This is a genomic window from Tabrizicola sp. (assembly GCF_034366665.1).
In the GTDB taxonomy this organism is placed as follows: Bacteria; Pseudomonadota; Alphaproteobacteria; order Rhodobacterales; family Rhodobacteraceae; genus Tabrizicola.
In genome coordinates, this window is sequence record NZ_JAXMMF010000040.1 from 15,677 (window position 1) to 40,452 (window position 24,776).

Sequence of the window (24,776 nt, forward strand, 5' to 3'; positions counted from 1 at the left end):
ATCTCGTGTCCCACGCAGACGATCACGCAGGCACCGGCGAAGGCAATCGGCGGGATTTCCTGTACTACGCAACGGCGGGCGCCGGGGCGGTGGCCGCTGGCGCCGCTGTCTGGCCGCTGGTCAACCAGATGAACCCCTCGGCAGATGTCCGGTCGCTGGCCTCCATCATGGTCGATGTATCGGCCGTGGAGGTTGGCACGCAGCTGACGGTGAAATGGCTGGGCAAGCCGGTCTTCATCCGCCGCCGCAGCCCGGAAGAGATCGAAGCCGCCCGCAACACCGCGCTGACCGACCTTGTCGATGCAAGATCGGAAAATGCCAACAAGCCCGACACTGACGCCTCGGACACGAACCGCACCCTTGACGACGCGGGTGAGTGGCTGGTGATGATGGGCGTCTGCACCCACCTTGGCTGCGTGCCGCTGGGCGATGGCGCGGGTGAGTTTGGCGGCTGGTTCTGCCCCTGCCACGGGTCGCACTACGACACGGCGGGCCGTATCCGCAAAGGGCCCGCCCCGCGCAACCTGCCGGTGCCGGTTGCCGCCTTCACCGATGAAACCACGATCAAGCTTGGGTAAGGATCAACATCATGGCCGGAATTCCGCACGACCATTACGAGCCCAAGACCGCTGGTGAGCGCTGGCTGCACAAGCGCTTGCCCATCGTCGGGCTTCTCTACGACACCATCGTGATCCCCACGCCCAAGAACCTGAACTGGATGTGGATCTGGGGCATCGTCCTGACCTTCTGCCTTGCGCTGCAGATCGTCACCGGGATCGTCCTTGCAATGCATTACACGCCGCATGTCGACATGGCCTTCGCCTCGGTCGAGCACATCATGCGCGACGTGAACGGCGGCTACTTCATCCGCTACCTGCACCAGAACGGCGCGTCGCTGTTCTTCTTCGCGGTCTACCTGCACATCTTCCGCGGCCTTTACTACGGCAGCTACAAGGCACCGCGCGAGGTGACCTGGATCATCGGGATGATCATCTTCCTGCTGATGATGGGCACAGCCTTCATGGGCTACGTGCTGCCCTGGGGCCAGATGTCCTTCTGGGGTGCCACGGTGATCACCGGCCTCTTCGGCGCGATCCCGGGCATCGGCGAATCGATCCAGACCTGGCTTCTGGGCGGACCAGCGGTGGACAACGCGACGCTGAACCGCTTCTTCTCGCTGCATTACCTTCTGCCGTTCGTGATTGCGGCGCTGGTCGCGGTCCACATCTGGGCCTTCCACACCACTGGCAACAACAACCCCACCGGAGTCGAGGTTCGCCGTGGGTCCAAGGAAGAAGCCGAGCGTGATACCGTGCCGTTCTGGCCCTACTTCGTGATCAAGGACCTCTTCGCCCTGGCGGTGATCCTGGCGGTGTTCTTCGCCATCGTCGGCTTCATGCCGAACTACCTGGGCCACCCCGACAACTACATCGAGGCGAACCCGCTGGCGACGCCCGCGCACATCGTGCCGGAATGGTACTTCCTGCCGTTCTACGCGATCCTGCGCGCCTTCACCGCGGACGTCTGGGTCGTGATCGCGGCCGAATGGCTGTCCTTCGGCATCATCGACGCCAAGTTCTTCGGCGTGCTGGCGATGTTCGGGGCCATCGCGGTCATGGCGCTTGCGCCGTGGCTGGATACCTCCTCGGTCCGGTCGGGCAAGTATCGCCCGATGTTCAAGTGGTGGTTCGCACTGCTGGTCGTCGACTTCATCGTCCTGATGTGGTGCGGTGCCATGCCCGCGGAAGAACCGTACGCCACGATCTCGCTGATCGCCTCGGCCTACTGGTTCGCCTACTTCCTGGTCATCCTGCCGCTGCTTGGCGTGATCGAGAAGCCGCTGGCCCAGCCCGCGACCATCGAGGAAGACTTCAATGCCCACTACGGCTCCAAAGCCCATCCGGCCGAGTGAGAGGAAACCGAACATGTTCCGCAACATCGCACTCATCGCCGCATCGGCCCTGACCCTGACTGCCGGGGGCGTCATCGCCGCCGGGGAAGGTGGGCATGTCGAGGACGTGGCCTTCGCCCATGAAGGTCCGTTCGGCAGGTTCGACCAGTTCCAGCTGCAGCGCGGCCTTCAGGTTTATACCGAGGTCTGCGCAGGCTGCCACGGCCTGAAGTACGTCCCGATCCGCACCCTGTCGGACGAGGGCGGCCCCGGCCTGCCCGAGGATCAGGTCCGCGCCTATGCCACTCAGTTCACCGTGACCGACAAGGAAACCGGCGAGGACCGCGAGGGCCTGCCGACCGACAACTTCCCGGCCAACACGGGGGCTGGCGCACCCGACCTGTCGCTGATGGCCAAGGCGCGCGCTGGCTTCCACGGGCCTTACGGGACGGGCATGAACCAGCTCTTCAAGGGCATGGGCGGGCCGGAGTACATCCACGCCATCCTGGTCGGCTACACCGGCGAAGAGAAGGAAGAGTTCGGCTCGTTCTTCTACGAGAACACCGCCTTCTCGACTGGCTGGATCGCAATGGCCCCGCCGCTGTCCGACGACGCTGTGACCTATGCTGACGGAACTCCGGCCACGGTGGACCAGATGGCGATGGACGTCGCGTCGTTCCTGTACTGGGCGGCCGAGCCGAAGCTGATGGACCGCCGCAACGCGGGCTTTGTCAGCGTGCTGTTCCTCGCGCTTCTGGCGACGCTGCTGTACCTTACCAACAAGCGCCTCTGGGCCGGGATCAAGGGCAAGAAGCAGCCCGCCTGATCGGCCTACACAAGCGTTCCGGAAAACCCCGCCCTCGTGCGGGGTTTTTCATTTGCGGCCCAGGTAGTCCTGCACGTCCTTGGGCGGATGGGCGAGAAGCGTCCGCGTCTCGACCGGGGCCTGCACGACGCCCCCCGCCACAAAGGCCGTATCGCCGCCAAGCGCCAATGCGTCCTGCGGGTCATGCGTCACCATCAGGACCAGCGCCCCGGTGTCGTCCGCCACGGCGCGCACCAGGTCCAGCATCTCGCCCCGCAGGGCGGGACCCAGCGCGGCAAAGGGCTCGTCCAGCAGCAGGATCGGGCGGGCTCGCAGCAGCGCCCGCGCCAGCGCCGCGCGACTGGCCTGCCCGCCGGAAAGCTGGGTGGGACGCCGTGGACCCAGGCCCTCAAGGTCGACGCGCGCCAGGGACTCGTCGATCCGCGCATGGTCCGCTGGCGTCAGCCGCAGGTCGGGGCGGAGGCCAAGGCCCAGGTTCTGCGCCACAGTCAGATGGGGAAACAGGTTCTGGTCCTGGAAGAGGATCGTTACCGGCCTGTCGCCGGGAGGCACCCCGGCCAGGTCGCTGCCCTGCCACAGGATGCGCCCCTCGGTCGGGGCCAGAAAGCCCGCGAGCGCCGACAGAAGCGTGGACTTCCCCGCGCCCGACGGCCCCATGACCGCGATTCGGCTGCCCGGCGGAGCCGACCAGTCGGCGGTCAGGCGGAAGGTCCCTTGCACCAGGGTCAGGCGGTCAAGCTGCAGCACGGCGGCCTCCGGCATCACAGGCCCAGAAGAGGGCGAAGGACAGGGTGACAAGGATCAGCGCGGCAGAGGCGGCGGCTTCCATCCGGTAGGCGCCGGTCAGCTGGCTGACGACAAGCGGCAACGTCGCCTGCCGCTCCCCGGCGAAAAGCGCGATGACCCCCAGGTCGCCCATCGACAGGGCTGCGGCGATCCCGGTGCCAAAGCCCAGCGGGCGGGCCAGGCGCGGCAGGACCAGCCAGCGCAGGCGCGGCCAGCCTTTCAGCGCCAGACTGTCGGCCAGGCGGCCATAGTCGGCCTGCAAGGCGCGGGCCTCGGGCAGAAGGATGCGGTAAAGGTAGGGCAGCGACAGGGCCACATTGACCAGGATGGTGACCGGAAGGGCCAGGCTCATCGGCGGCGCAAAAGGTTGGATCAGCAGGAAAAGCCCGGTTCCCAGCACCAGACCGGAGGTTGCCAGTGGCAGGATCGCCGCGCCTTCCAGCAGGGTACTTCGGTGGCGTGCTGCGGCAAGCGCCAAAGTCAGCGCCGCCGTCGTGGCCAGAAGCGCAGAGATCAGCGCGACAAGGACCGACCGCACCGCCGCGGGCAGGACCGAGGCGGGCAGATCACCCAGGCCGGGCAGTCCGCGCCACAGCACGGCAGCCAGCGGCAGCACCAGGAACAGCGCGCTTGCGGCCAGCGCCATGCCATCCCCCCAGCGCCGCCATCCGGCGGGGGCCGCCAGGGAGTGGTCCCGGTCCAGCCCGGCCCCGAAACCTGCAGGCCGGGTCAGTATCCAGGCCGCCAGCGCCGCGATCCCGCCCAGGATCAGTTGCACCCCGGCCAGCCCGGCAGCCCGGCCCAAGTCGAACTCGAACCGCACGGCCTGGTAGATCGCCAGCTCGATCGTGGTGGCGGAAGGCCCGCCGCCCAGGGTCAGGACCACGGCAAAGCTGGTCAGGCAGATCACCAGGATCACCAGCGCGACGCCGGGCAGCACCTCGCGCAGCATGGGCCATTCCAGGTGGCGGAACGTCTCGGACGGGCCGAAACCCAGGGATTGCGCCAACCGGATCCGCTCGGCCGGGATGGACAGCCAGCCTTGCAGGATCATCCGGGTGGCCAGGGGGAGGTTGAGGAACACATGGGCCAGGACAACGCCGTGCAGCCCGTAGATCGAGATCGGCGGCAGTCCAAGGGCGACAAGCGCCTGGTTGATAACGCCGGAGCGGCCGAAAACAGCGAGAAGCCCAAGGACAGCGACCACGGCAGGCAACAGGAACGGCGCACCCATCAGGGTGACAAGAAGGCCGCGCCCCGGGAACCGGCGGCGCGCCAGGGCGCGGGCGACTGGGATGGCCAGGAGCGTGGAAAAAGCAGCGGAGAGAAGGGCTTGCGTCACAGAAAATCGGACAGCGGTCCAGTCGGCGGGGCCAAGCGACATCCCCGCCCCCCGCCAGCCGACCGCGGCCAAGGGGGCGAGGACCAGCGCCAGCAGCAGGGCTGCAAGCGCCGGGGCGATCAGGTTCAGCGGGCGAGCGCGGCTTGCCATTCGGCCAGTGCCGCGTCGCGGGCGGCTTGCGCCTCTTCGGGGGACAGCAGGAGTGACTTCGCCGGGCGGAAGGCGTCGAATCCCTTTGGCAGGCCTGCCGCGGGGGTGACTGCCGGATACATCCAGTTCGTCTGCGGAATGACCGACTGGAACGCGTCAGTCAGCATGAAATCCAGGAACTGGTCCGCGAGTTCGGGCTGGTCGGACGAGGCAAGCTTTCCGGCGACCTCGATCTGCATGTAGTGGCCTTCGTCGAACAGGGCGGCACCCTTGGTGTCATCGCTTTCCGCGATCAGGTGGTAGGCCGGGCTGGTGGTGTAGGACAGCACCATGTCCGCCTCGCCTTCCAGGAACAGGCCGTAGGCTTCGGACCAGCCGGGCGTCACGGTGACGATGTTGTCCGCCAGCCCCTGCCAGATTTCCGGCGCGCGGTCACCATAGGCGGCCTTGACCCAAAGCAGCAGCCCAAGGCCCGGCGTCGAGGAGCGGGGGTCCTGGATCACGATCTTCAGGTCCGAGGCAGCGAGAGCCTCGAAGGATTTCGGCGGCTCGGGCAGCTTGGTCTTGTCGTGGACAAAGGCGAACCAGCCCCAGTCGAAGGGCAGGAAGTTGGGGTCGGCGAAGTCCACCGGCAGGTTGGTCGTCGGGGTTTTCCCATGTGGTGCAAAAAGTTGCGTGGCGCTGGCGGCGGCGGTCAGGCTGGTGTCCAGACCCAGCACAACATCAGCCTCCGACGCCGTGCCTTCCAACTGGACCCGGGCCAGAAGCGCCGCACCGTCGCCCGCGGGAACGAATTGCAGGTCGCAGGCGCAGGTGGCCTCGAACGCCGTCTCGATCGCCGGGCCGGGGCCCCATTCCGAGGTGAAGCTGTCGTAGGTCAGCACGGTCAGGACGGGAGTTTCGGCCAGCGCAGGCATCGCGATGGTCAGAAGGCCCGCAGCAAGGAGGTGTTTTTGCATCGTTTTTCTCCATGTTGCGACGGAATGGTCGGGGATGGAGAACCCATGCACCTTCCCTCCGCCGGTATGATCCGGTTCAGGTTCGACGGGTTCGCTTTCGCATCTCAGCCGGTCAGGGCTCCCCGAGGTAAGGGGGAACATAGGGGAAGGGGCGGCAGGTGCAAGGGGTCTTCGGGTCGCCGCACCACCCTGGCCTTGCGGCGGGTGGTGCGGGGAAGGATCACGGCGCGCGCAGGTCCTGGTAGTCGCCCCCGGTGCGCAGCGTCACCGTCACGGGCGCGCCGCTGCGGTTGCGCCAGAACCAGCCGTGGTTGCCGGTGAAGGCGGCGGTCAGCTCTCCGGCCTGGTCAGGGACGGCGCGGCCCTGTTCGTAGCTGATCTTCTGCCCGGCCCCGTCACCGTGCATGTCGAAGTTCACCACGCCGCCATTTGCCGTCCAGACGTAGCGGGCCGTCTGGCCTTCCTCCATCGCCAGTTTCACCTCGATCCCTTCACCGGGGGCCAGAGTGTAGCTGACCTCGTCGCGCCAGTCCGGGGTGGTGGCTTCGGCGACAGCGGCCTCGACGGGATCGGAAGCCGCGGCCGCAGACTCGGGCGCAGCTCCCGTCAAGGAGGGCTGGGTGCCGATCACCGCGGAAATGGCGGCAAGCTGGGCGTCGATCCGGTCTAGCCGCGCAAGGATCTCGGGTGCGGCAGCGGTTGGCACAGCGGCCGGCGCTGCGGTGGCCTGGGCGTCCGCCTCGGCTTCGGCGGCAAGCTGCTGCTTGATCTCGCCCATCTCGGTCAGGCCGGTCAGCCCGCCCACCCCGGTCGGGTCGATCCCGTATTCGGCCGGCAACCAGAAGAGGACAAGGATGGCCCCTGCAGACCCGGCCGCCAGAAGAGTGGACCGGATCAGGCCACCGGGGGTGGCAGGCACTGTCTGGACGGCGGCACGGGTCTCGGCCCGCAGTTCGTAAGGATTGGTCATGGTGCGCCCTCCCTTCAGGCGACGAAATAGCCGGTGATCTGCAGGCCCATCAGGGCAAAGCCAGCCACCATCATCAGGACATTCGCGGCATAGGCCTGCCGCGCGAAGGCCGGACGCGCCCGCCACTGGCGCATCGCCAGCAGGATCAACGCGAGGGCCATCAGCTGGCCCAGCTCGACGCCCACGTTGAACGCGATCAGGTTGCCCAGAAGCCCGTCGGGCGAGATGTCGTAGTCCTGGATCTTGGTCGCGAGGCCAAAGCCGTGGAGAAGCCCGAAGATCAGCGTCGCCGCCTTGGTATCCGGCTGGACGCCGAACCACAGCCGGAAGGCGCCAAGGTTGTCCAAGGCCTTGTAGACGACCGAGAACGCGATGATCGCGTCGATGACGTAGGCGTTGATCGAAATCGACCACCAGACGCCAGCGATCATCGTGATCGAATGGCCGGCGGCGAAGATGCTGACATAGGTGGCGATGTCTTTCGTTCGATAGAGAAAGAAGATCACACCGGCCAGGAACAGCAGGTGGTCGTAGCCGGTCACCATGTGCTTGGCGCCAAGATAGATGAAGGCGATCGGGCGAAAGCCCGTCACCTCTTGCACATAGCCCGCGTCGCCTTCGGTGACGTTGTGGGCCAGGGCCGCTCCGGCGATGAGAAGGGCGGCAAGGCAGGTGACAAGCGCCAGCAGCGCCTGCCAGGGCAAGGGGGGACGCCACTGCGTCCGTTGGGTGGAAACCATGTGGTCTTTCCTGACTGATGAGAACTGTCGAACCGCCCTTTGCGGGGCGGCGGCTCAGGTCGTCATCGGACGGGGCGGTCGCCTTGGGCCGTCAGGCGGAGAGCTTACGGCGACCAAGGACCCCGAAGGGTCGTCGCGGCCTGGGTTCGAGTAGACCTCGACGCCGTGGCTGGTCAGCAGGGCGACGCTGACATGGTCGTGGTCGCTGGAGTCGTGGTGGGCCTCGGGGTGGTGGTGATCAGCGCCCGCTTCGTGGGTATGGTGGTCCGCCTCGGCGACCAGCGTTCCGGGGCCGTGGTGGGCAGCCTCAACCGCGGGGGCAAGCGCCAGCGCAAGCAGAAGAAGCAGGCAAAGCGCCCGTTCGATGCCGAAACTGGTCAGGATCGCCCGCATTCCCTGCCTTTCGGGGATGGTTTCCCCTGTCGTTCTTCCGACGGTTCGCGGGAAGGTAGGGATTGCGGCTGCCTTCCGCAAGCCGGGGACAGGATCATTCCCGGCGGAGATAGATCGTGCCGTTCGGCTCGCCTGTCATGTCCTCGGCAAAGCCAAGGGCGGCGAGGGCGGGGGCAAGTTTGGTGCGGGCGGCGGTGACCTCGGACGGGTCGAGGAAGGGCACCAGGATGCGGCGGACGCCGGTGAGGGCGGCCTCGGTGAAGGCCTCGGCCGGAAGAAGTGGGCCGGACAGGCGCAGAACCTCGGGTCGCGCAGAGGCAAGCAGCTTGTGCAGGCCGGACCAGATGCCCTCGGCGTTCAGGGTGGCCTGCGACCAGGTGATCCCGCTGGCGTGGGCAAAGTTCAGCGCGGCGATGCGGCGGGACATGAGGAGGAGCGAGGGGCGTTCTTCGTGGATGGTCACCTGCAGATCGGGGTTCGCGGCGCGGGCGCGCAGGGCGACGAAACCGATGCCGCAGTCAAGGTCCAGAAGCCGGGTGCAGCCGTTCAGGAACCCCGCGATGTTGCGCGCATGGCGGCGGTCGAACTTGCCGGACTTCAAGACCTCCATCGTGGCTGCCGTGAAAACGCGGGGGTCCAGCGGGATCTTCACGGTCTGGTTCTCGACCACTTCCAGCGGGATGTCCGCCGACAGGTCTGCAGAACCGGAGACATAGGGCGAGGCGAAAGCTGACCCCCATCCGGGCGGCGGCGGGGTGCGGCGGTCCTCTTTCGGCAGGGCGTTGCGGCGCTGTTCCAGCTTGGTCTGGACCGCCTTCACGGCCTCTTTGTCGCGCAGCTTCGGCGGCTTGGCGACGACCTGGCTGATCGGGACGCCGGACCCTGTGATCAGGTCGTCGACCATCGTCTGGTAGTCGGGCGACAGCCGGATTTCCGCCAGCCGCGCTTCGGCCCGGGCATGTGCGGCCTCGTGCAGGGCGCGGACCTCGTCGTCCTGCAAGAGCGCAGCCATGATCCTCTCGCGGCGGTCGCGGTGGCGGGCGATCTTGAGGTCCTCGACCTCATTCCGGTCCTGCAGGGACCAGTAGTCGGACCCGTATTTGGTCAGCTTGCCATTCGCATTGCCGCGGAACTTCCGCAGCGTGTAAGCGTCCATCGACTTGATGGCATAGTGGTTGATCTGCGCCCAGTCATAGCCCACCGTCCGCCGGATCGAGCGCCAGCCGCGGAACTTGAACCATTCCTCCAAGGGGCGGCCCGACCCGTTCACCCAGTGCTGGCTGTCGGGATAGTCGGTTTCGCGGAACTTCTCCTTGATGACCGGGCGGTGCATCCCCAGCCGCTGATGCGCGGCGTCGAAGCGCAGCATGGTCTTGGTGCCCCAGCCCTTGTTCCAGAACTCGGGCGCGGCGCGGGTGAACTGGTCGGTGATCGGTGCGCGCGACCAGTCGCGGACGCCGGAGGACCCAAAGATCCGCCAGGTCATCACGATGGCATGGGCATCCATCGCGTTCAGGTCGGTGACCAGACCGTCCAGCGTGCCCGAGGGGTGGTTGATCACCATGAACTCGTCCGCGTCGATCACCAGCACCCAGTCCGAGTTGACGATCAGCGGTTCCTCGGCAGCGGCCTTCAGCATCGAGGGGTGGGGCTTCATGCCCTTGGGGATCACGTTCTCGCGGTGATGGACGCCGGTGTCCATCGCCTCCAGCCGTTTCAGAAGCGTGTCGGTCCCGTCCGAGCAGTCGTTGGTGTAGACCATCAGCTCGGTGAAGCCCAAGGCCAGGTGATGCGCGACCCATTCGACGACGAAGGGCCCTTCGTCCTTCATGGTGGACAGGACCACCAGTGACCCATGCGGGCTGGTCTGGCGGGTGAAGCTCATTCTTCCAGCGCGGCGGTGGGGTCGATCTCCAGCTTTTCGCACATCCGGGCGATGTAACTGCCTTTCAGGGGCGGGTTCTTGCGCCACCAGGGCCGGGCGGCATTGGTGTAGATGTGGACCGACAGGGTCGCGTCGGTGAAGTGGCCTTCGACGTTGGAATGCGGGTCGTAGAACACGTCGTTCAGCTGGAACGGGACCGGGTACAGCGTGTCGGCGGTCATCGCCTTGTCGATGTCGCCCGTCGCTTGCGCGAAATGGGTAAAGGCCTGCGGGCCAAAGGCCGTGCGTTCCGTCTGGAAGATGCGGACGGCTTTCGGCAGCGAGCGGTCCAGCTTGTCCATCTTCTTCTTCTGCCGGTTGCCCCACCACGCTGGGTAGTCCGGCAGGTTGTCATAATAGTCGAGCAGGCTTTCGATCAGCTTGCCGGTCGTCGGCATGGCGACCACCCCGCAGTTCAACGCGCCGCGCATGCCGTGGCCGGCGTAGATATGCTCCTGCCCCTCGGGGAAGGGGCGGTAGCAGTAGGCGTCGCAGTCGATCCAGATCGCACCCGTCTTGGCGATCATCTTGTAGCGGAAGACGTTCGACAGGAAGGACGCCGAGGTTTCGGCGACGATGTTCCGGTCGATGTCCATGATCTCGGTCGCGGGGCGGACTTCGACGCCCTTAGGCACATTCCGGACGCTGTCCGTGCAATACAGCGTCACCGGATGCCCCATCACCAGGTGCGACTTCAGGCACAACTGGTTGACGTAATGCAGGCTTTCGCCAATCCAGAGCGAGGCGACAGGGCGGCGGTTCAGGTCCATGGGGCGTCCTTTGGGCGGTCAGAAGACCGAAGCGAAACGGTCGGGCAGGCGGAACAGCGACTTGGTCCGCCCCCCGCCGAAGAAAGTGATCTTGCCGTCGTGCAGGTGTTGCTGTTCGTCGATCATGCGCTTGCGGAAGTCAGGGAGTTCGGCGTCCTCGCGGACGGCGACGCCCTTGGATAGCGCAAGGAAGGTTTCCAGATCCTTTCCCCAGGCCTTGCCGACCTCATCGGGGTTGCGGTCCCCGGCCATGATCGCGCGCATGTCCTTGCGACCGGCCAGGCGCTCGGTGACCCGGTCAAAGTCGAAGAAGCGCAGGTGGATGAGGTAAAGATGCGGGTCCAGCACGCGCGGCTGGTGGCTGTTGGCATGCCCGCCGATGGTAAAGCCGGTCTCCTTGCGCAAGACGCAGGGCTTGGCGTAGTTGGCATTCGCCCGGAAGACGCGGCGGCGCGACAGGATCGGTTGGTCGTCGGCCAAGGGTTCCGGCTCGGCCTCGGGGTTGTGGACCAGCTCGATCCCGAAGGGGCACAGCGAGGCGGGCGCGCGCTTGCCGGTGTAGCGGGCAAGGTAGGTCACCAGATCGGGGGCGACAGCGGGGTCGACGATGACCACCTCGTCCACGTCGCCGACGATGAACCAGTTGTAATAGCGCAGCATTCCGGCCGAAAACTGGCTGTTGATGCCCCAGCGCCGCCGTTCCATCCGCCACATCGTCGGGTCGCGGGGCAGGTGGATGACGTTGGCACCGTCACAGATGCGGTCATGTTCCGGGTCGCCGCCGTGGGACAGGACGTAAAGATGCTCGCGCCCGAACTGGCGACCGTAGTAATCGACCCAGCGCTGCAGGAAGTAATAGTCCTTGTAGACCATCGTCATGGCCCCGGCCGGCTTCTTGGTCGGATCAAGCGTGGCAGGGCTGTCGGACATCTGGGTTCCCTGAGGATGCGCCGGGACGCTATCACGCGGCTCCAAAGGCTTTCAAGCGGAGGTGGCGCGGCCACCCTCGGTGCGCAACTGGTCGATGAAGCTGCGCAACAGCGGCACGCGACGGGGGCGGAAGCTTTCGTCGGTCACGCGGATGTCGGTCATCTGCGCGACCTTGAAGCGGCGGAAATCCTGGCGGAGACAGCAGAAAGCCAGGCACTGCACCTCGCGGTCCAGAAAGACGGTGCCCAGGGGCCAGATCCGGCGGTGGGTCACCTGGCCGTTCAGGTCGCGGTAAGTCAGGTCCAGCGCGCGTTCTTCCCAGGCCGCCTCGCGCAGGGTCTGCATGTGCGGCGGCAAGGGCGCGCGGCGTTCGTGGCGGTAGGTCTGGGTCACCGCATGAACCGCCTGACGCTGCACGCGGTCGGGTAGGGTGGCGATGATCTTGGCCTGCGCTGCAGCCGCGGCTTTCGCAAGCGCGGGGTCGCCGGCCATTGTCACCTCGGCCAGACCCAGGATCAGCGCCTCGACCTCCAGCCGGGTGAACATCTGTGGCGGCAGCGCGGGGTCCTCGGTCAGGGTATAGCCCGCCCCCGCCGCGCCATCTATCAGCGCGCCCGCAAGCCGCAAGGCCTGGATATCGCGGTAGAGCGTGCGTTCCGACACGCCCGTCTCCTCGGCCAGCCGTGCGGCGGTGACCGGCTGGGGAAGCAGCCGGAAGGCGGTCAACAGGCGAAACAGGCGGTCGGACTTCGGCATCGCATCCTGTCAGGTTATGGCAGGAGGGGTAGGCTAATCTGATCGCATGGCAACGCAAGGAGAAAGACGTGCTGACCCTTTATCATTCCCCCGAAAGCCGCTCGGTCGCGATCCTGTCGCTGATCGAGGAGATGGGCATCCAAGACTGGATCGAGGTGCGGACAGTGACCATACCCCGCATGGACGGCTCGGGCGGGCGCGATCCCGCAAACCCGCATCCCGAGGGCAAGGTCCCGGCATTGGTGCATGACGGGGTCGTCCTGACCGAACGCGCGGCGATCATCCTGCACCTGACCAGTCTCTTTCCCGACAGCGGCATGGCGCCAATGGTCGGCACGCCGGAATGGGGCGCTTTCGCCACATGGATGGCCTGGTATCAGGGTGTACTGGAACCGGCTTTCATCCTGGAGGGCGCAGGCATCACGCATCCCTGGCTGACGGCGGCGATCCGCGACCACAAGACGGCCGTGGCCCGGCTGCGCGCGGCGCTGGAAGCGGGTCACTGGATCATGGGCGACAGCTTCAGCGCGGCGGATATCCTGCTGCATGGCCCTTACGCCTGGTTTCCCGAGGGGATTCCCGATGACCCGCTGATCCGCGACTGGGTGGACCGCTGCAAGGCGCGGGCGGCCAGCCTCAAGGTGCGGACCGAGGATGCCCGACGGATGGCAGCCCTGCGCGCAGCGGCGTGACGTTCAGGGGATGAGGGCCGCTGCCGGGCCTTTGGGTCCGGCAGCGAGTTCGATCTGCGGTATTGCCCCATGATCCCCAAGTCGGCATATGGCAGCGGACCGGGCAGGGAGAGTGGGGACGCAGGTGACGACGGTGCCGCAGCAGGATGTGCGAGAGCTTGCCGACCGCATGCGGCTGAACGCGGCGGCATTCATCGTCACGATCTATGGCGACATCGTCGTGCCGCGGGCGGGAGTCCTCTGGACCGGGTCGCTGATCGCGCTGTGCGACCGGGTCGGGATCAACGAATCCCTGGTGCGGACGGCAATCTCGCGGCTGGTGGCCGCAAGGCAGCTAGCGGGGGAACGGATCGGGCGGCGCAGCTACTATCGTCTGGAAAGCCAGGCCTCGGCCTCGTTCATGGCCGCCGCCGATCTGCTGTATGGGCCGGACCGTCCGGCAAAGGGCTGGCAGATCCTGTATGACCGGGACCTGAAGCCGGAAGACGCGCGCCGTCAGCGGATGGGCCATATGGGGGGGCAGGTCTTCATCCGCCCGGACCGCAGCCAGCCTTTCCCGGATGGGGCGCTTGGCTTCCGGGCCGAAGCGGTGACAACGGCGGTCCCGCTGGCCGATTTCTGGGATCTGACGGCGCTGTCCGAAGGCTATGACGGCTTCATGCAGTTGTTCTCGGGCCTTGATCCTGCAGCACTTGGCGATGCGGATGCCCTGACCGCGCGGCTGTTGCTGGTCCACGCCTACCGTTTCGTTCTGCTGCGCGACCCGCGTCTTCCAGCTGAACATCTGCCGCCAAACTGGAACGCCGCCGAGTCGCGCGCCCTGTTCCGCCGGGCCTATGAGGCGCTTACCCCTGGCGCGCACCGTCATATCGCGGCCTGCTGCGAAGGGGTTGACGGGCTGTTGCCTGCCGAAACCGACTTGACCGCCCAACGCCGCGCCGGACTTCTGCGCCAGTCCTGACCGGAGTGTCGGTCGGGCTGCGGCCTTGGCGGCCAGGGTAAAACATTACACGAATGGCAAATTTTTCTCTTGTTGTGTGATGTATTGCGTCGTATACGTTGACCGATCGGTCGGCGAATAGGGAATCACCGGCCTTCGTCACATCAAAGCAGGGGGGAAGGATGCGCGAGGCCTTCATTTGCGATGCGGTCAGAACGCCCGTGGGGCGGTATGGCGGGGCTCTGGCGCAGGTGCGCGCCGACGATCTGGCGGCCGAACCTCTCAAGGCGCTGATGGCGCGCAATCCGCAGGTGGACTGGTCGGCGGTGGATGACCTGATCTACGGCTGCGCCAACCAGGCGGGCGAGGACAACCGCAATGTGGGCCGAATGGCCGTATTGCTGGCCGGGATGCCCATTGGCGTGCCGGGAACCACGGTGAACCGCCTTTGCGGGTCGGGCATGGATGCCGTGGGCATGGCGGCCCGGGCGATCAAGGCCGGGGACTGCGACTTTGTCATCGCCGGCGGCGTCGAAAGCATGAGCCGCGCGCCCTTCGTGATGCCCAAGGCCGACACCGCCTTTTCGCGGTCGAATGCGGTCTATGACACCACCATCGGCTGGCGCTTCCCGAACCCGGCGATGAAGAAGATCTACGGCACCCATTCGATGCCGGAAACCGCCGACAATGTGGCGGCGGACTACGACATCTCCCGCGCGGACCAGGATGCCTTTGCGATCCGCAGCCAGCAGCGCTGGGCCGCGGCACAGGCGGCGGGGATCTTCCGGGACGAGATCGTGCCGGTGGTGATCCCGCAGAAGAAGGGCGATCCGCTGGTCATCGACACCGACGAGCACCCGCGTCCCGGCACCACGCTGGAACAGCTGGCCAAGCTGCGCGGCGTCAACGGGCCGGATCTGTCGGTCACGGCGGGCAATGCCTCGGGCGTGAATGACGGGGCGGCGGCTTTGGCAGTGCTGTCGGCCGAGGCCGCGAAGGCCCAGGGCCTGACGCCCAAGGCGCGGATCGTGGCAATGGCGGCGGCGGGGGTGGAGCCCAGGGTCATGGGCGTGGGCCCGGCACCTGCAGTGCGCAAGGTTCTGGCGCGGGCTGGCCTGACCTTGGACCAGATGGACGTGATCGAGCTGAACGAGGCCTTCGCCGCTCAGGCCCTGGCCGTACTGCGCGATCTGGGACTGCCCGACGATGCGGGTCATGTGAACGCGAACGGCGGCGCCATCGCGATGGGCCACCCGCTTGGCATGTCCGGCGCGCGTCTGATCACCACCGCGATGTACCAGTTGCACCGCACTGGGGGCCGCTATGCCCTTTGCACCATGTGCATCGGCGTCGGCCAGGGCATCGCCATCATCATCGAGAAAGTCTGAGGGAGGAACGAGCCATGTACGCACAGATGGTCAAGGCCGAGGGCGCCAAATCGCGCGAGGAGATGTCGGACCAGGAACGCGCCTTCCAGGACCGCATCGACCGGGGCGAGAAGATCGAGCCGAAGGAGTGGATGCCCGAGGGCTATCGCAAGACCCTGATCCGGCAGATCGGCCAGCACGCGCACAGCGAAATCGTCGGCCAGCTGCCCGAGGGCAACTGGATCACCCGCGCGCCGACACTGGAGCGCAAGGCGATCCTGCTGGCCAAGGTGCAGGACGAGGCGGGGCATGGGCTTTACCTCTACTCTGCCGCCGAGACGCTGGGTGTCAGCCGGGATGAGCTTCTGGCGGCGCTGCACAGCGGGAAGATGAAGTATTCGTCGATCTTCAACTATCCCACGCTGAACTGGGCCGACATCGGCACCGTGGGCTGGCTGGTCGATGGCGCGGCGATCATGAACCAGGTGCAGCTGCAAAAGACCTCTTACGGCCCCTACAGCCGCGCGATGATCCGCATCTGCAAGGAAGAGTCGTTCCACCAGCGCCAGGGCTACGACATCCTGCTGAAGATGTGCCTGCAAGGGACGCCCGAGCAGAAGGACATGGCGCAGGATGCGATGAACCGCTTCTGGTATCCGGCGCTGATGATGTTCGGGCCGTCGGACAAGGATTCCGTCCATTCCGCGCAGTCGATGCAGTGGAAGATCAAGATCAACACCAATGATGAGCTGCGCCAGAAGTTCGTCGACCAGACCGTCCCGCAGGCGGAATACCTCGGGTTGACGATCCCCGATGCGAACCTGAAGTGGAACGAGGCGAAGGGCGGCTACGACTTCTCTGAGCCCGACTGGGACGAGTTTTTCGACGTCATCGCCGGGAACGGCCCCTGCAACACCGAGCGTCTGGAAGCCCGTGTCACCGCCTGGGAAGACGGTGCCTGGTTCCGTGACGGGTTGATGGCGCATGCCAGGAAGCAGGACGCGCGCCGCGCCGCCGCACGTCTGGCCGCTGAATAACCGAAACCGGGCGGGCGAATCGCCCGCCCACAGGCACCCCAATCCCAATCCGGGAGGAGAAACCGATGTCCAGCGAATGGCCCCTGTGGGAAGTCTTCATCCGCGGCCAGCATGGCCTGAACCACCGTCATGTCGGCAGCCTGCACGCGCCCGACGCCGAAATGGCGATCTGCAACGCCCGCGACGTCTACACCCGCCGCAATGAAGGCGTGTCGATCTGGGTCGTGAAGTCGAACGAGATCACGGCCTCGGCGCCGTCCGAGAAGGGCCCGCTGTTCGAGCCGTCGAACTCCAAGGTCTACCGTCACCCGACCTTCTTCGACATCCCGGCTGAAGTGGGGCATATGTGATGCCGTCCCTGACCGACGTTATGACCTCCGACGCGGACCTGGCCCGCGCGCCCGGCATCCGCACGATGGCCGCCAAGGGCGCCGCCCCCGGCGATGCCTTTGCCACTTGGCTGTGCCGCATGGGCGACAATTGCCTGATCCTGGGCCACCGCGTGTCGGAATGGTGCGGGCATTCCCCCGTGCTGGAGGAAGACATCGCGCTGGCCAACACCGCGCTGGATCTGATCGGGCAGACTCAGCTGTGGCTGGGCCTGGCCGGTGAGGTCGAGGGCAAGGGCCGGACCGCCGACACCCTGGCCTACCTGCGCGACGCGGCGCAGTTCCGCAACGTTCTGCTGGTGGAGCGTCCCAATGGAGACTTCGGCCAGACGCTGATGCGGCAGTTCCTGTTCGACGCCTGGGCGATGGAGATGCTGCGCGCGCTGCAAGCATCCTCGGACAAGCGGGTGGCCGAGATCGCGGCCAAGGCGGCGAAGGAAGTGGCCTACCACCTGGAACGCTCGGCCGATCTGGTGATCCGGCTTGGCGACGGGACCGAGGAAAGCCGCACCCGGATGCAGAAGGCGCTGAACGTTCTATGGCCCTACACGGGTGAGCTTTTCCTGGGTGACGCGGTCGATCAGGCGATGGCTGACGCCGGGATCGCGCCTGCGCCGGAAAGCCTGAAAGCCGCCTGGGACCGCACCGTGGCCGAGGTGATGGCCGAGGCGACGCTGGTGCTGCCGGAAGGCACCTTCCAGCACAAGGGCGGCAAGCAAGGTCGGCATACCGAGGCTTTGGGCTTCATCCTGGCCGACATGCAGTTCCTGCAGCGCGCATATCCCGGCGGCACCTGGTAAGGCGATGAAGGCGGTGCTTCCCGATATCCAGATGGTGCGGCACTGGCTGGCCCAGGTGCCGGACCCGGAAATCCCGGTGATCAGCCTGACCGATCTGGGCATCATCCGGGATGTGGCCTGGCAAGACGACACTCTGGTCGTCACGGTGACGCCCACCTATTCCGGCTGCCCCGCGACCAGCGTGATCAACCTGGATATCGAGGCCGCGCTGCGCGCCAAGGGGATCGAAAAGCTGCGCCTTGAACGCCAGCTTTCGCCGCCCTGGACCACGGACTGGATCACCGCCGACGGCCGCGAAAAGCTGCGTGCCTACGGGATTGCGCCCCCGGTGGACGGCACCGCTGCCGACGGGCGGCTGGCGGGCCGCGTGGCCCGGTTGGCCGGAACCTCGAACCTGGTGATCGCCTGCCCGCGCTGCGGGTCCACCAAGACCGAGAAAGTCAGCCAGTTCGGCTCGACCCCCTGCAAGGCAAGCTACCGCTGCACCGACTGCCTGGAACCCTTCGACTATTTCAAATGCATCTGACGATGCGCCCGAACGGGAGGACATGATGTCTCGCTTTCATCCGCTGAAGGTCACCGAGGTCCGCCGCGAAACCCGCGACGCCGTGGTTGTGACCCTTGCCCCGCGCGACGAGGACCGCGCGCTGTTCGATTTCACCCAAGGCCAGTACCTGACCTTCCGCCGGGCCTTTGATGGCGAGGAGCTGCGCCGGTCCTACTCGATCTGCGCGGGCAAGCACGAGGGCGTGCTGCAGGTCGGGATCAAACGGGTCGATGGCGGTGCGTTCAGCACCTGGGCGAACGAGAACCTCGCGCCGGGGGACGAGATCGAAGCAATGCCCCCGATGGGCAAGTTCTTCACGCCCTTAGATGCCATTGCCGAAAAGCACTACCTGGGCTTTGCGGGCGGGTCGGGGATCACCCCGGTCCTGTCGATCATCAAGACCGTGCTCGCGGACGAGCCGCAGTCCCGCTTCACCCTGGTCTATGCCAATCGGGCGATCAACTCGATCATGTTCCGCGAGGATCTTGAGGACCTGAAGAACACCTACCTTGGCCGTTTTTCAGTGATCCATGTGCTGGAGACCGAGGCGCAGGACATCGACCTTTTCACCGGTCGCGTCGATGCAGACAAGATGAAAGCCCTGTTCACCGGCTGGATCGACCCCAAGTCCGTCGACACCGCCTTCATCTGCGGACCCGAGCCGATGATGCTGGCCATCGCCGCCAGCCTTCGCGACCACGGCCTGACCGACGCTCAGATCAAGTTCGAGCTCTTCGCCAGCGGCCAGCCCGGCCGCGCCAAGGCCAAGCCGGTGTCCAAGGCCGACCTGACGGCTGGCAACTCCACCGCCGCGACCGTGACGCTGGACGGCACCACCCGCAGCTTCGCCATGCCGCGCGCGGGCCAAAGCATTCTGGACGCCGCCATCGAGAACGCGCTGGACGCGCCCTATTCCTGCAAGGCCGGGGTCTGTTCGACCTGCCGCTGCAAGGTGCTGGAGGGCGAGGTCGAGATGCACACCAACCACGCGCTTGAGGATTACGAGGTGAGGGCCGGCTACGTCCTGTCCTGCCAAAGCTTCCCGCTGACCGACAAGGTCGTGGTGACATACGATGAGTGAGGGCAGCATGACCGAGACGATGAATATCGAGGACTACCTTGCCCAGGGCGGCGTCCTGACGTCCCCCGGCAATGTGCCCGCGCGCTATCGCGGAGAGCTGATGCGGCTGATGGGGTCCTTTGTGGACAGCGAGCTTGCGGCCTCGGCCGGGTTCGCCGGGTCGATCAACTTTGCGCCGGGGATCAAGGAGCGGATCGCCGCCAGCCGGATCACGCTGGAGAAGGCCGACCATGCCGAGCGGGTGCTTGCCGTGATGGCCGATTTCGGCACCGACACCGCACGGTATCAGCGCCAGCACGACTGGGCCGCCCGCGTTGCGCGGGACGCCGATTTCGGGTCGGTGCGGACGGGGGGCGACATGCGGTTGTCGGTGTTCCACTACCCGATCACCGGCTGGGCCGATGCGGTGGTGATGAACGTGCTTATGGGCCTCGCCACGGGCGTCCAGATGACCGAACTGACCCGCGTCTCTTACGCCCCCCTGGCCGAGGTTTTCCGCGAGATCGCCCCGCGTGAGGCGCGTCATGCCGCGCTGGGGATCGAGGGGCTGGACCGCCTTGTCGCCACGGACGAGGGCAAGGCCCAGGCCAAAGCCGCCGTCGCCTACTGGCGTCCGCGGGTGGCAGTGACCTTTGGCATCGCGAACTCGGCCCGCTACGACACCCAGGCCAAATTCGGCCTGCGCCATACCACGAACGAGACGCTGCACGCCCGCTGGGACGCGCTGGTCGCTGAAACCCTAGGGCCGATCGGCCTGAATTGACCTGCCGGGGGCCTGGCCCCCGCCCTGACCAAGGATGAACCCCATGACCGCATCGGCCCGCCCCCCGCGCCGGTTGGAAAGCTTTGTCTCCGGCCGCTGGACCCCCGGCGCCCGCGACGGCCAACCCTTGCTTGACGCCGCGACCGGAGAGGTCGTGGCCACCATCGATTCCTCCGGCGTCGACTTTGCCGGGGCCCTGGCCTACGGGCGCGAGGTCGCGGGGCCGAAGCTGCGGGCGATGTCGTTCCATGACCGGGCCGGGATGCTGAAGGCGCTTGGCTTGAAGCTGATGGAGCTGAAGGAAGAGTTCTACGCCGAAAGCCTGCACACCGGCGCCACCCGCTCCGATGGCTGGGTGGATATCGAGGGTGGAATCGGCACGATGCTGACCTTCGCCTCGAAGGCGCGGCGGGAACTGCCGAACACCCGTGTGCTGACCGATGGCGAGGTCGAGGTGCTGTCGAAGGACGGGAGTTTCGTCGCCCAGCACATCCTGACGCCGATCCAGGGGGTTGCGGTCCATATCAACGCCTTCAACTTCCCGGTCTGGGGGATGCTGGAGAAGATCGCGCCGACGCTGATCGCGGGCGTCCCCTGCATCGTGAAGCCCGCGTCGCAGACGGCCTATCTGACCGAACTGGTCGTGCGGCGGATCATCGAGACAGGTCTGCTGCCGGAAGGCGCGCTGCAACTGATCTCCGGTTCCGTGGGCGACCTTCTGGACCATGTCACGGGCCAGGACGCGGTGACCTTCACCGGATCGGCCTGGACCGGGCGGAAGCTGAAGTCGCACAAGGCGGTGATCGAGAATTCCACCCGCTTCACGATGGAGGCGGACAGTCTGAACGCCAGTATCCTGGGTCCCGATGCCGGGCCGGGGACTGCGGAGTTCGATCTGTTCGTCAGGGAAGTCGCGCGCGAGATGACAGCGAAAGCGGGGCAGAAATGCACCGCCATCCGCCGCGTCTTCGTGCCGCGCGCCCATGTGCAGGCGGTGATAGCTGCGCTTGGGGATCGTCTGGAGAAGACTCCGCTGGGTCTGCCGGGGGAAGAGGGCACGCGGATGGGTCCGCTTGCCAGCATGGACCAGCGCGAGGAAGTTCGGGCGCGGATTCGTGAGTTGCAGGCGGATGCCGAGATAGTGGCGGGGAACCCCGACACCGTCCGCGTGGCGTCGGGGGATGCCAAGGTGGGGGCCTTCCTGAACCCGGTCCTCATGTACTGCGACACCCCCTTTGCGGCAGGCGCGGTGCATGATGTCGAGGCTTTCGGGCCGGTGTCCACCGTCATGCCCTATGACGACATCGAGGAAGCGGTGGCGCTGGCGGCGAAGGGCAAGGGTTCGCTCGTGTCCTCGGTCTTCACCGACGATCCGAAGGTGGCCGAGGCAGCAGTGCTGGGTCTGGCACCGCATCATGGGCGGGTGCTGATCGGTAACCGGGCGACGGCGAAGTCCTCGACGGGGCATGGCTCTCCGCTTGCGCCGCTGGTCCACGGCGGGCCGGGGCGGGCTGGCGGTGGCGAGGAGATGGGCGGCATGCGCGGCGTGAAGCACTACATGCAGCGCACTGCCGTGCAAGGCAGCCCGCGGCTGTTGTCCGCCGTAACGGGGCGTTGGACCCCCGGCGCGGATGTGCAGCACGGGGTCCACCCGTTCCGCAAGTCGCTGGCCGAGCTTCGTATCGGCGACCAGCTGGTCACGGCGGCCCGGCAGGTGACGCAAGAGGATGTTGAGCACTTCGCCCATTTCACCGGCGACACCTTCTATGCCCATATGGACAGTGCGGCGGCCAAGGCCAATCCGTTCTTCGACGACCGCGTGGCGCATGGCTATCTGATTGCGTCTTTTGCGGCGGGCCTGTTCGTCGATCCGGCTCCGGGTCCGGTACTGGCGAACTACGGCGTCGACAACATGCGTTTCCTGACGCCTGTCTACTTCGGCGACACGCTGCAGGTCCGGCTCACGTGCAAAGAGATCAACCCCCGCGCCAATGCCGAATATGGCGAGGTGCGCTGGGATTGCCAGGTGACCAAGCAGACCGGGCAAGTCGTCGCGCAATATGACGTGCTGACAATGGTGGCCAAGGTCTGGCCTTCCATCGCCCAGGCCGCCGAGTAATGGCCCGCATCTACTCCTGGGATGGGATCGTCCCGGTCATCGACCCCAGGGCCTTCGTCCACCCCGAGGCCGTAGTGATTGGCGATGTGATCATCGGCCCCGCCTGTTACGTCGGCCCCGGCGCCGTCCTGCGCGGGGACTTCGGGCGGATCGTGATGGAAACCGGCAGCAATCTGCAGGAAACCTGCGTCGTCCATGCCTTCCCCGGCAAGGACGTAGTGATCGAAGAAGCGGGTCACATCGGCCACGGCGCTGTGCTGCACGGCTGCCGGATCGGGCGGAACGCGATGGTCGGCATGAACGCCGTGGTGATGGACGAGGCGGTGGTGGGCGCGGACAGTATCATCGCGGCGCTGGCCTTCGTGAAGGCGGGCGCGGTGATCCCGCCGCGCAGTCTTGCGGTGGGCTCCCCGGCCAAGGTGCTGCGGGAACTCTCGGACGACGAGATCGCCTGGAAATCGCAAGGGACCGCGATCTATCAGCGTCTGGCACTGGAAGCGCCGGAGAAGTTGAGACCAGCGACTGCCTTGACGGCACCCGAAGCGGATCGTCGCCGGGCAAAGGCTCCGGCATACGATCCGAAGGTGCTGGCGGGCCTTAACGGACGGCCTTGATCCCTTCGAGGATCAGGGTGGTCGCCACGTCGGCATAATCCTCGCGGCTGATGCGGCCGCCGTCGCGGAACCACATGTAGACCCAGTTCATCATGCCGAAGAGCGACATGGTCACCGGCATCAGCAAGGGCCGCTCCTTGGTGTTCAGGCCGGGGTTCACCTGATCCAGCACCGCAGAGAAGCGCCGCACGATGCGGCGTTCAACGCCAGTGATCTCGGCCTTTTGCTCGTCCGACAGGGCCGAGGTCGCGTTCAGCTGCACCTTGTGCTGGTTGTCCGCGCCCCGGTAGGCCTCCAGCACGACGCCGACCAGTTTGCGCAGGCGCTTTTCGGGCGGGAGCGAAGGATCGTCCGCCGCCTCGATGGCGTGGTCCAGTTCCTCCAGATGGCCCATGATGATCGCGAAGATCAGCGCGTCCTTGCTGGGGTAGTAGTGGTAGAGCAGCGCCTTCGACACCTGTGCCACAGTCGCGATCTGGGACATGGAGGCTTTCTCCATCCCCTGATCGGCAAAGACCTGTGCGGCGTGGTCCAGAATGACGCGCTGCTTTTCCTCGAAGTCTGCTGCCCGTGTCCGAGCCATGATGATATTCCTGAAGCTGCCAAAACGAAGGGGCATCGCTGCCCCTTCTAAAGCAAGCACATGATTGTGTCACTGACCGGACGGTCAGCCTTTGGGGCGATTGTCCACGACGCGCTTGGCCTTGCCTTCGGAGCGGGCAATTGCATTCGGATCGGTCACATTGATGCGCGTGGACACACCGACGACGGCCTTGATGTGATGCGCAAGTTCCTTGGCCGACTTGGCGCGGGCGTCCGCGTCCACCTGGTCCAGCGCGCATTCGACGTGGACGGTCATGTTGTCCATCCGGCCATCGCGGGCAAGCTCGATCTGGAAATGCGGGGCGAGGCCCTTGCACTTCAGGATCTGCTCTTCGATCTGGGTCGGGAAGACGTTGACGCCGCGCAGGATGATCATGTCGTCGCTGCGGCCGGTGATCTTCTCGATCCGCCGCATGCTGCGGGCGGTGCCCGGAAGCAGGCGGGTCAGGTCGCGGGTGCGGTAGCGCACCATCGGCAGGCCTTCCTTGGTCAGCGTGGTGAAGACCAGTTCACCCATCTCGCCATCGGGGAGAGGTTCGCCCGTCACCGGGTCGATGATTTCCGGGTAGAAGTGGTCTTCCCAGATATGCAGGCCGTCTTTGGTTTCCACACATTCCTGCGCCACGCCCGGCCCCATGATCTCGGACAACCCGTAGATGTCGACGGCGTGCATGTCGAAGGCGTCCTGAATCTCTTCGCGCATGGCGTTGGTCCAGGGCTCGGCCCCGAAGATGCCGACCTTCAGCGACGACTGGCGCGGGTCAAGGCCCTGGCGGCGGAATTCGTCCAGGATCGACAGCATGTAGCTGGGCGTCACCATGATGATCTGCGGCTGGAAGTCGGTGATCAGCGTCACCTGGCGTTCGGTCTGCCCGCCCGAGATCGGGACCACGGTGCAGCCCAGCCGCTCCGCCCCGTAATGCGCGCCAAGACCGCCGGTGAAGAGGCCATAGCCATAGGCGTTGTGCAGCATGTCGCCCGGACGCCCGCCCGCCGCACGGATCGACCGCGCGATCAGGTTCGCCCAGACGTCGATGTCGTTGGCGGTATAGCCCACCACCGTCGGCTTGCCCGTGGTGCCCGAGGACCCATGCACCCGCACCAGCTTGTTCCTCGGCACGGCGAACATGCCGAAGGGATAGGTTTCCCGCAGGTCCTGCTTGTAGGTGAAGGGGAACTTGGCGATGTCCTTGAGGCTCTTCAGATCCTCTGGGTGGACATCCGCCTCGATGAAGCGGTTGCGGTAGAAGGGCGAGTTTTCATAGGCGTGCTTCAGCGACCGCTTCATGCGGTGGAATTGCAGCGCCTCGATTTCATCGCGCGAGGCGATCTCGATCGGGTCAAGGTCCTGCTTGCGGGGGGTAAGGTCTTCCATGCTGTCCTCCCT

At 66.1% G+C, this 24,776-nt stretch carries 26 protein-coding genes and 1 riboswitch; of the genes, 14 read left to right on the forward strand and 12 right to left on the reverse strand.

Annotated elements, in window-relative coordinates; all coding sequences use genetic code 11:
• The first annotated feature begins 5 nt into the window (after positions 1-5).
• Genes petA through U1E69_RS05315 form a run of 3 tightly spaced genes read left to right on the forward strand, consistent with a single transcriptional unit; the run spans position 6 to position 2,717 of the window.
• Complete coding sequence (gene petA, locus U1E69_RS05305; RefSeq protein WP_322243326.1) at positions 6-578, forward strand: ubiquinol-cytochrome c reductase iron-sulfur subunit; 573 nt, start codon at positions 6-8, stop codon at positions 576-578.
• Positions 579-589: 11 nt separating this feature from the next.
• Positions 590-1,912 carry a cytochrome b gene (gene petB, locus U1E69_RS05310; protein ID WP_322243327.1) on the forward strand — a complete coding sequence of 441 codons (1,323 nt, stop codon included), beginning with the start codon at positions 590-592 and terminating at the stop codon, positions 1,910-1,912.
• A 13-nt stretch (positions 1,913-1,925) separates the two neighbouring features.
• The gene (locus U1E69_RS05315) at positions 1,926-2,717 is read left to right on the forward strand and encodes a cytochrome c1 (RefSeq protein ID WP_322243328.1); all 792 of its coding nucleotides are present in this window, start codon (positions 1,926-1,928) and stop codon (positions 2,715-2,717) included.
• A gap of 48 nt (positions 2,718-2,765) precedes the next feature.
• Here U1E69_RS05315 and U1E69_RS05320 read toward each other — a convergent pair whose 3' ends face one another.
• The 10 genes from U1E69_RS05320 to U1E69_RS05365 all read right to left on the reverse strand — a co-directional run bounded on the left by U1E69_RS05320 (position 2,766) and on the right by U1E69_RS05365 (position 12,437).
• A complete protein-coding gene (locus U1E69_RS05320; protein ID WP_322243375.1) occupies positions 2,766-3,464 on the reverse strand; it encodes an ATP-binding cassette domain-containing protein in 699 nt (232 codons plus the stop codon).
• Complete coding sequence (locus U1E69_RS05325) at positions 3,451-4,995, reverse strand: thiamine/thiamine pyrophosphate ABC transporter permease ThiP (RefSeq protein ID WP_322243329.1); 1,545 nt, start codon at positions 4,993-4,995, stop codon at positions 3,451-3,453. The genes U1E69_RS05320 and U1E69_RS05325 overlap by 14 nt, the downstream gene beginning before the upstream one ends.
• The gene (gene thiB, locus U1E69_RS05330) at positions 4,971-5,954 is read right to left on the reverse strand and encodes a thiamine ABC transporter substrate binding subunit (RefSeq protein WP_322243330.1); all 984 of its coding nucleotides are present in this window, start codon (positions 5,952-5,954) and stop codon (positions 4,971-4,973) included. The genes U1E69_RS05325 and thiB overlap by 25 nt, the downstream gene beginning before the upstream one ends.
• A gap of 36 nt (positions 5,955-5,990) precedes the next feature.
• Positions 5,991-6,089: riboswitch (TPP riboswitch) on the reverse strand.
• An 85-nt stretch (positions 6,090-6,174) separates the two neighbouring features.
• The gene (locus U1E69_RS05335; RefSeq protein ID WP_322243331.1) at positions 6,175-6,924 is read right to left on the reverse strand and encodes a hypothetical protein; all 750 of its coding nucleotides are present in this window, start codon (positions 6,922-6,924) and stop codon (positions 6,175-6,177) included.
• 14 nt (positions 6,925-6,938) lie between these two features.
• The gene (locus tag U1E69_RS05340; RefSeq protein ID WP_322243332.1) at positions 6,939-7,664 is read right to left on the reverse strand and encodes a HupE/UreJ family protein; all 726 of its coding nucleotides are present in this window, start codon (positions 7,662-7,664) and stop codon (positions 6,939-6,941) included.
• A gap of 54 nt (positions 7,665-7,718) precedes the next feature.
• Positions 7,719-8,057, reverse strand: a complete 339-nt coding sequence (locus U1E69_RS05345; RefSeq protein ID WP_322243333.1) for a hypothetical protein — start codon at positions 8,055-8,057, stop codon at positions 7,719-7,721.
• 94 nt (positions 8,058-8,151) lie between these two features.
• Complete coding sequence (locus U1E69_RS05350) at positions 8,152-9,942, reverse strand: glycosyltransferase family 2 protein (protein WP_322243334.1); 1,791 nt, start codon at positions 9,940-9,942, stop codon at positions 8,152-8,154.
• On the reverse strand, positions 9,939-10,751 hold the full coding sequence (locus U1E69_RS05355; protein ID WP_322243335.1) for a hypothetical protein: 813 nt from the start codon (positions 10,749-10,751) through the stop codon (positions 9,939-9,941). Before U1E69_RS05355 ends, U1E69_RS05350 begins: the two co-directional genes overlap by 4 nt.
• An 18-nt stretch (positions 10,752-10,769) precedes the next feature.
• Positions 10,770-11,681 carry a glycosyltransferase family 2 protein gene (locus tag U1E69_RS05360; RefSeq protein ID WP_322243336.1) on the reverse strand — a complete coding sequence of 304 codons (912 nt, stop codon included), beginning with the start codon at positions 11,679-11,681 and terminating at the stop codon, positions 10,770-10,772.
• Between the two features lie 51 nt (positions 11,682-11,732).
• Entirely contained in the window at positions 11,733-12,437 is a 705-nt protein-coding gene (locus U1E69_RS05365; RefSeq protein WP_322243337.1) for a YafY family protein, read from the reverse strand.
• A gap of 68 nt (positions 12,438-12,505) precedes the next feature.
• Between U1E69_RS05365 and U1E69_RS05370 the strand changes: the two genes are divergently transcribed.
• The 11 genes from U1E69_RS05370 (at position 12,506) to U1E69_RS05420 (ending at position 22,786) form a co-directional block, all read left to right on the forward strand.
• Positions 12,506-13,129 (forward strand): glutathione S-transferase family protein, encoded by a 624-nt coding sequence (locus tag U1E69_RS05370; protein WP_322243338.1) that lies wholly within the window; start codon positions 12,506-12,508, stop codon positions 13,127-13,129.
• Positions 13,130-13,253: 124 nt separating this feature from the next.
• The gene (locus U1E69_RS05375; protein WP_322243339.1) at positions 13,254-14,090 is read left to right on the forward strand and encodes a PaaX family transcriptional regulator C-terminal domain-containing protein; all 837 of its coding nucleotides are present in this window, start codon (positions 13,254-13,256) and stop codon (positions 14,088-14,090) included.
• Between the two features lie 161 nt (positions 14,091-14,251).
• On the forward strand, positions 14,252-15,457 hold the full coding sequence (pcaF, locus tag U1E69_RS05380; RefSeq protein WP_322243340.1) for a 3-oxoadipyl-CoA thiolase: 1,206 nt from the start codon (positions 14,252-14,254) through the stop codon (positions 15,455-15,457).
• Between the two features lie 14 nt (positions 15,458-15,471).
• Entirely contained in the window at positions 15,472-16,473 is a 1,002-nt protein-coding gene (gene paaA / locus U1E69_RS05385; RefSeq protein WP_322243341.1) for a 1,2-phenylacetyl-CoA epoxidase subunit PaaA, read from the forward strand.
• A gap of 65 nt (positions 16,474-16,538) precedes the next feature.
• On the forward strand, positions 16,539-16,823 hold the full coding sequence (paaB, locus tag U1E69_RS05390) for a 1,2-phenylacetyl-CoA epoxidase subunit PaaB (protein ID WP_322243342.1): 285 nt from the start codon (positions 16,539-16,541) through the stop codon (positions 16,821-16,823).
• Positions 16,823-17,662 carry a 1,2-phenylacetyl-CoA epoxidase subunit PaaC gene (gene paaC / locus U1E69_RS05395; RefSeq protein ID WP_322243343.1) on the forward strand — a complete coding sequence of 280 codons (840 nt, stop codon included), beginning with the start codon at positions 16,823-16,825 and terminating at the stop codon, positions 17,660-17,662. The genes paaB and paaC overlap by 1 nt, the downstream gene beginning before the upstream one ends.
• Positions 17,663-17,666: 4 nt before the next feature.
• Complete coding sequence (gene paaD / locus U1E69_RS05400) at positions 17,667-18,188, forward strand: 1,2-phenylacetyl-CoA epoxidase subunit PaaD (RefSeq protein WP_322243344.1); 522 nt, start codon at positions 17,667-17,669, stop codon at positions 18,186-18,188.
• A gap of 25 nt (positions 18,189-18,213) precedes the next feature.
• A complete protein-coding gene (gene paaE, locus U1E69_RS05405) occupies positions 18,214-19,290 on the forward strand; it encodes a 1,2-phenylacetyl-CoA epoxidase subunit PaaE (RefSeq protein WP_322243345.1) in 1,077 nt (358 codons plus the stop codon).
• 7 nt (positions 19,291-19,297) lie between these two features.
• Positions 19,298-20,053, forward strand: a complete 756-nt coding sequence (locus U1E69_RS05410; protein ID WP_322243376.1) for a Phenylacetic acid catabolic protein — start codon at positions 19,298-19,300, stop codon at positions 20,051-20,053.
• A gap of 43 nt (positions 20,054-20,096) precedes the next feature.
• Positions 20,097-22,172 (forward strand): phenylacetic acid degradation bifunctional protein PaaZ, encoded by a 2,076-nt coding sequence (paaZ, locus tag U1E69_RS05415; RefSeq protein ID WP_322243346.1) that lies wholly within the window; start codon positions 20,097-20,099, stop codon positions 22,170-22,172.
• The gene (locus U1E69_RS05420; protein WP_322243347.1) at positions 22,172-22,786 is read left to right on the forward strand and encodes a transferase hexapeptide repeat family protein; all 615 of its coding nucleotides are present in this window, start codon (positions 22,172-22,174) and stop codon (positions 22,784-22,786) included. The genes paaZ and U1E69_RS05420 overlap by 1 nt, the downstream gene beginning before the upstream one ends.
• Here U1E69_RS05420 and U1E69_RS05425 read toward each other — a convergent pair.
• Both U1E69_RS05425 and paaK read right to left on the reverse strand, forming a co-directional pair.
• Positions 22,770-23,369 carry a TetR/AcrR family transcriptional regulator gene (locus U1E69_RS05425; RefSeq protein ID WP_322243377.1) on the reverse strand — a complete coding sequence of 200 codons (600 nt, stop codon included), beginning with the start codon at positions 23,367-23,369 and terminating at the stop codon, positions 22,770-22,772. The genes U1E69_RS05420 and U1E69_RS05425 overlap by 17 nt on opposite strands.
• A gap of 84 nt (positions 23,370-23,453) precedes the next feature.
• Entirely contained in the window at positions 23,454-24,764 is a 1,311-nt protein-coding gene (gene paaK / locus U1E69_RS05430; RefSeq protein ID WP_322243348.1) for a phenylacetate--CoA ligase PaaK, read from the reverse strand.
• Between the last annotated feature and the right edge of the window lie 12 nt (positions 24,765-24,776).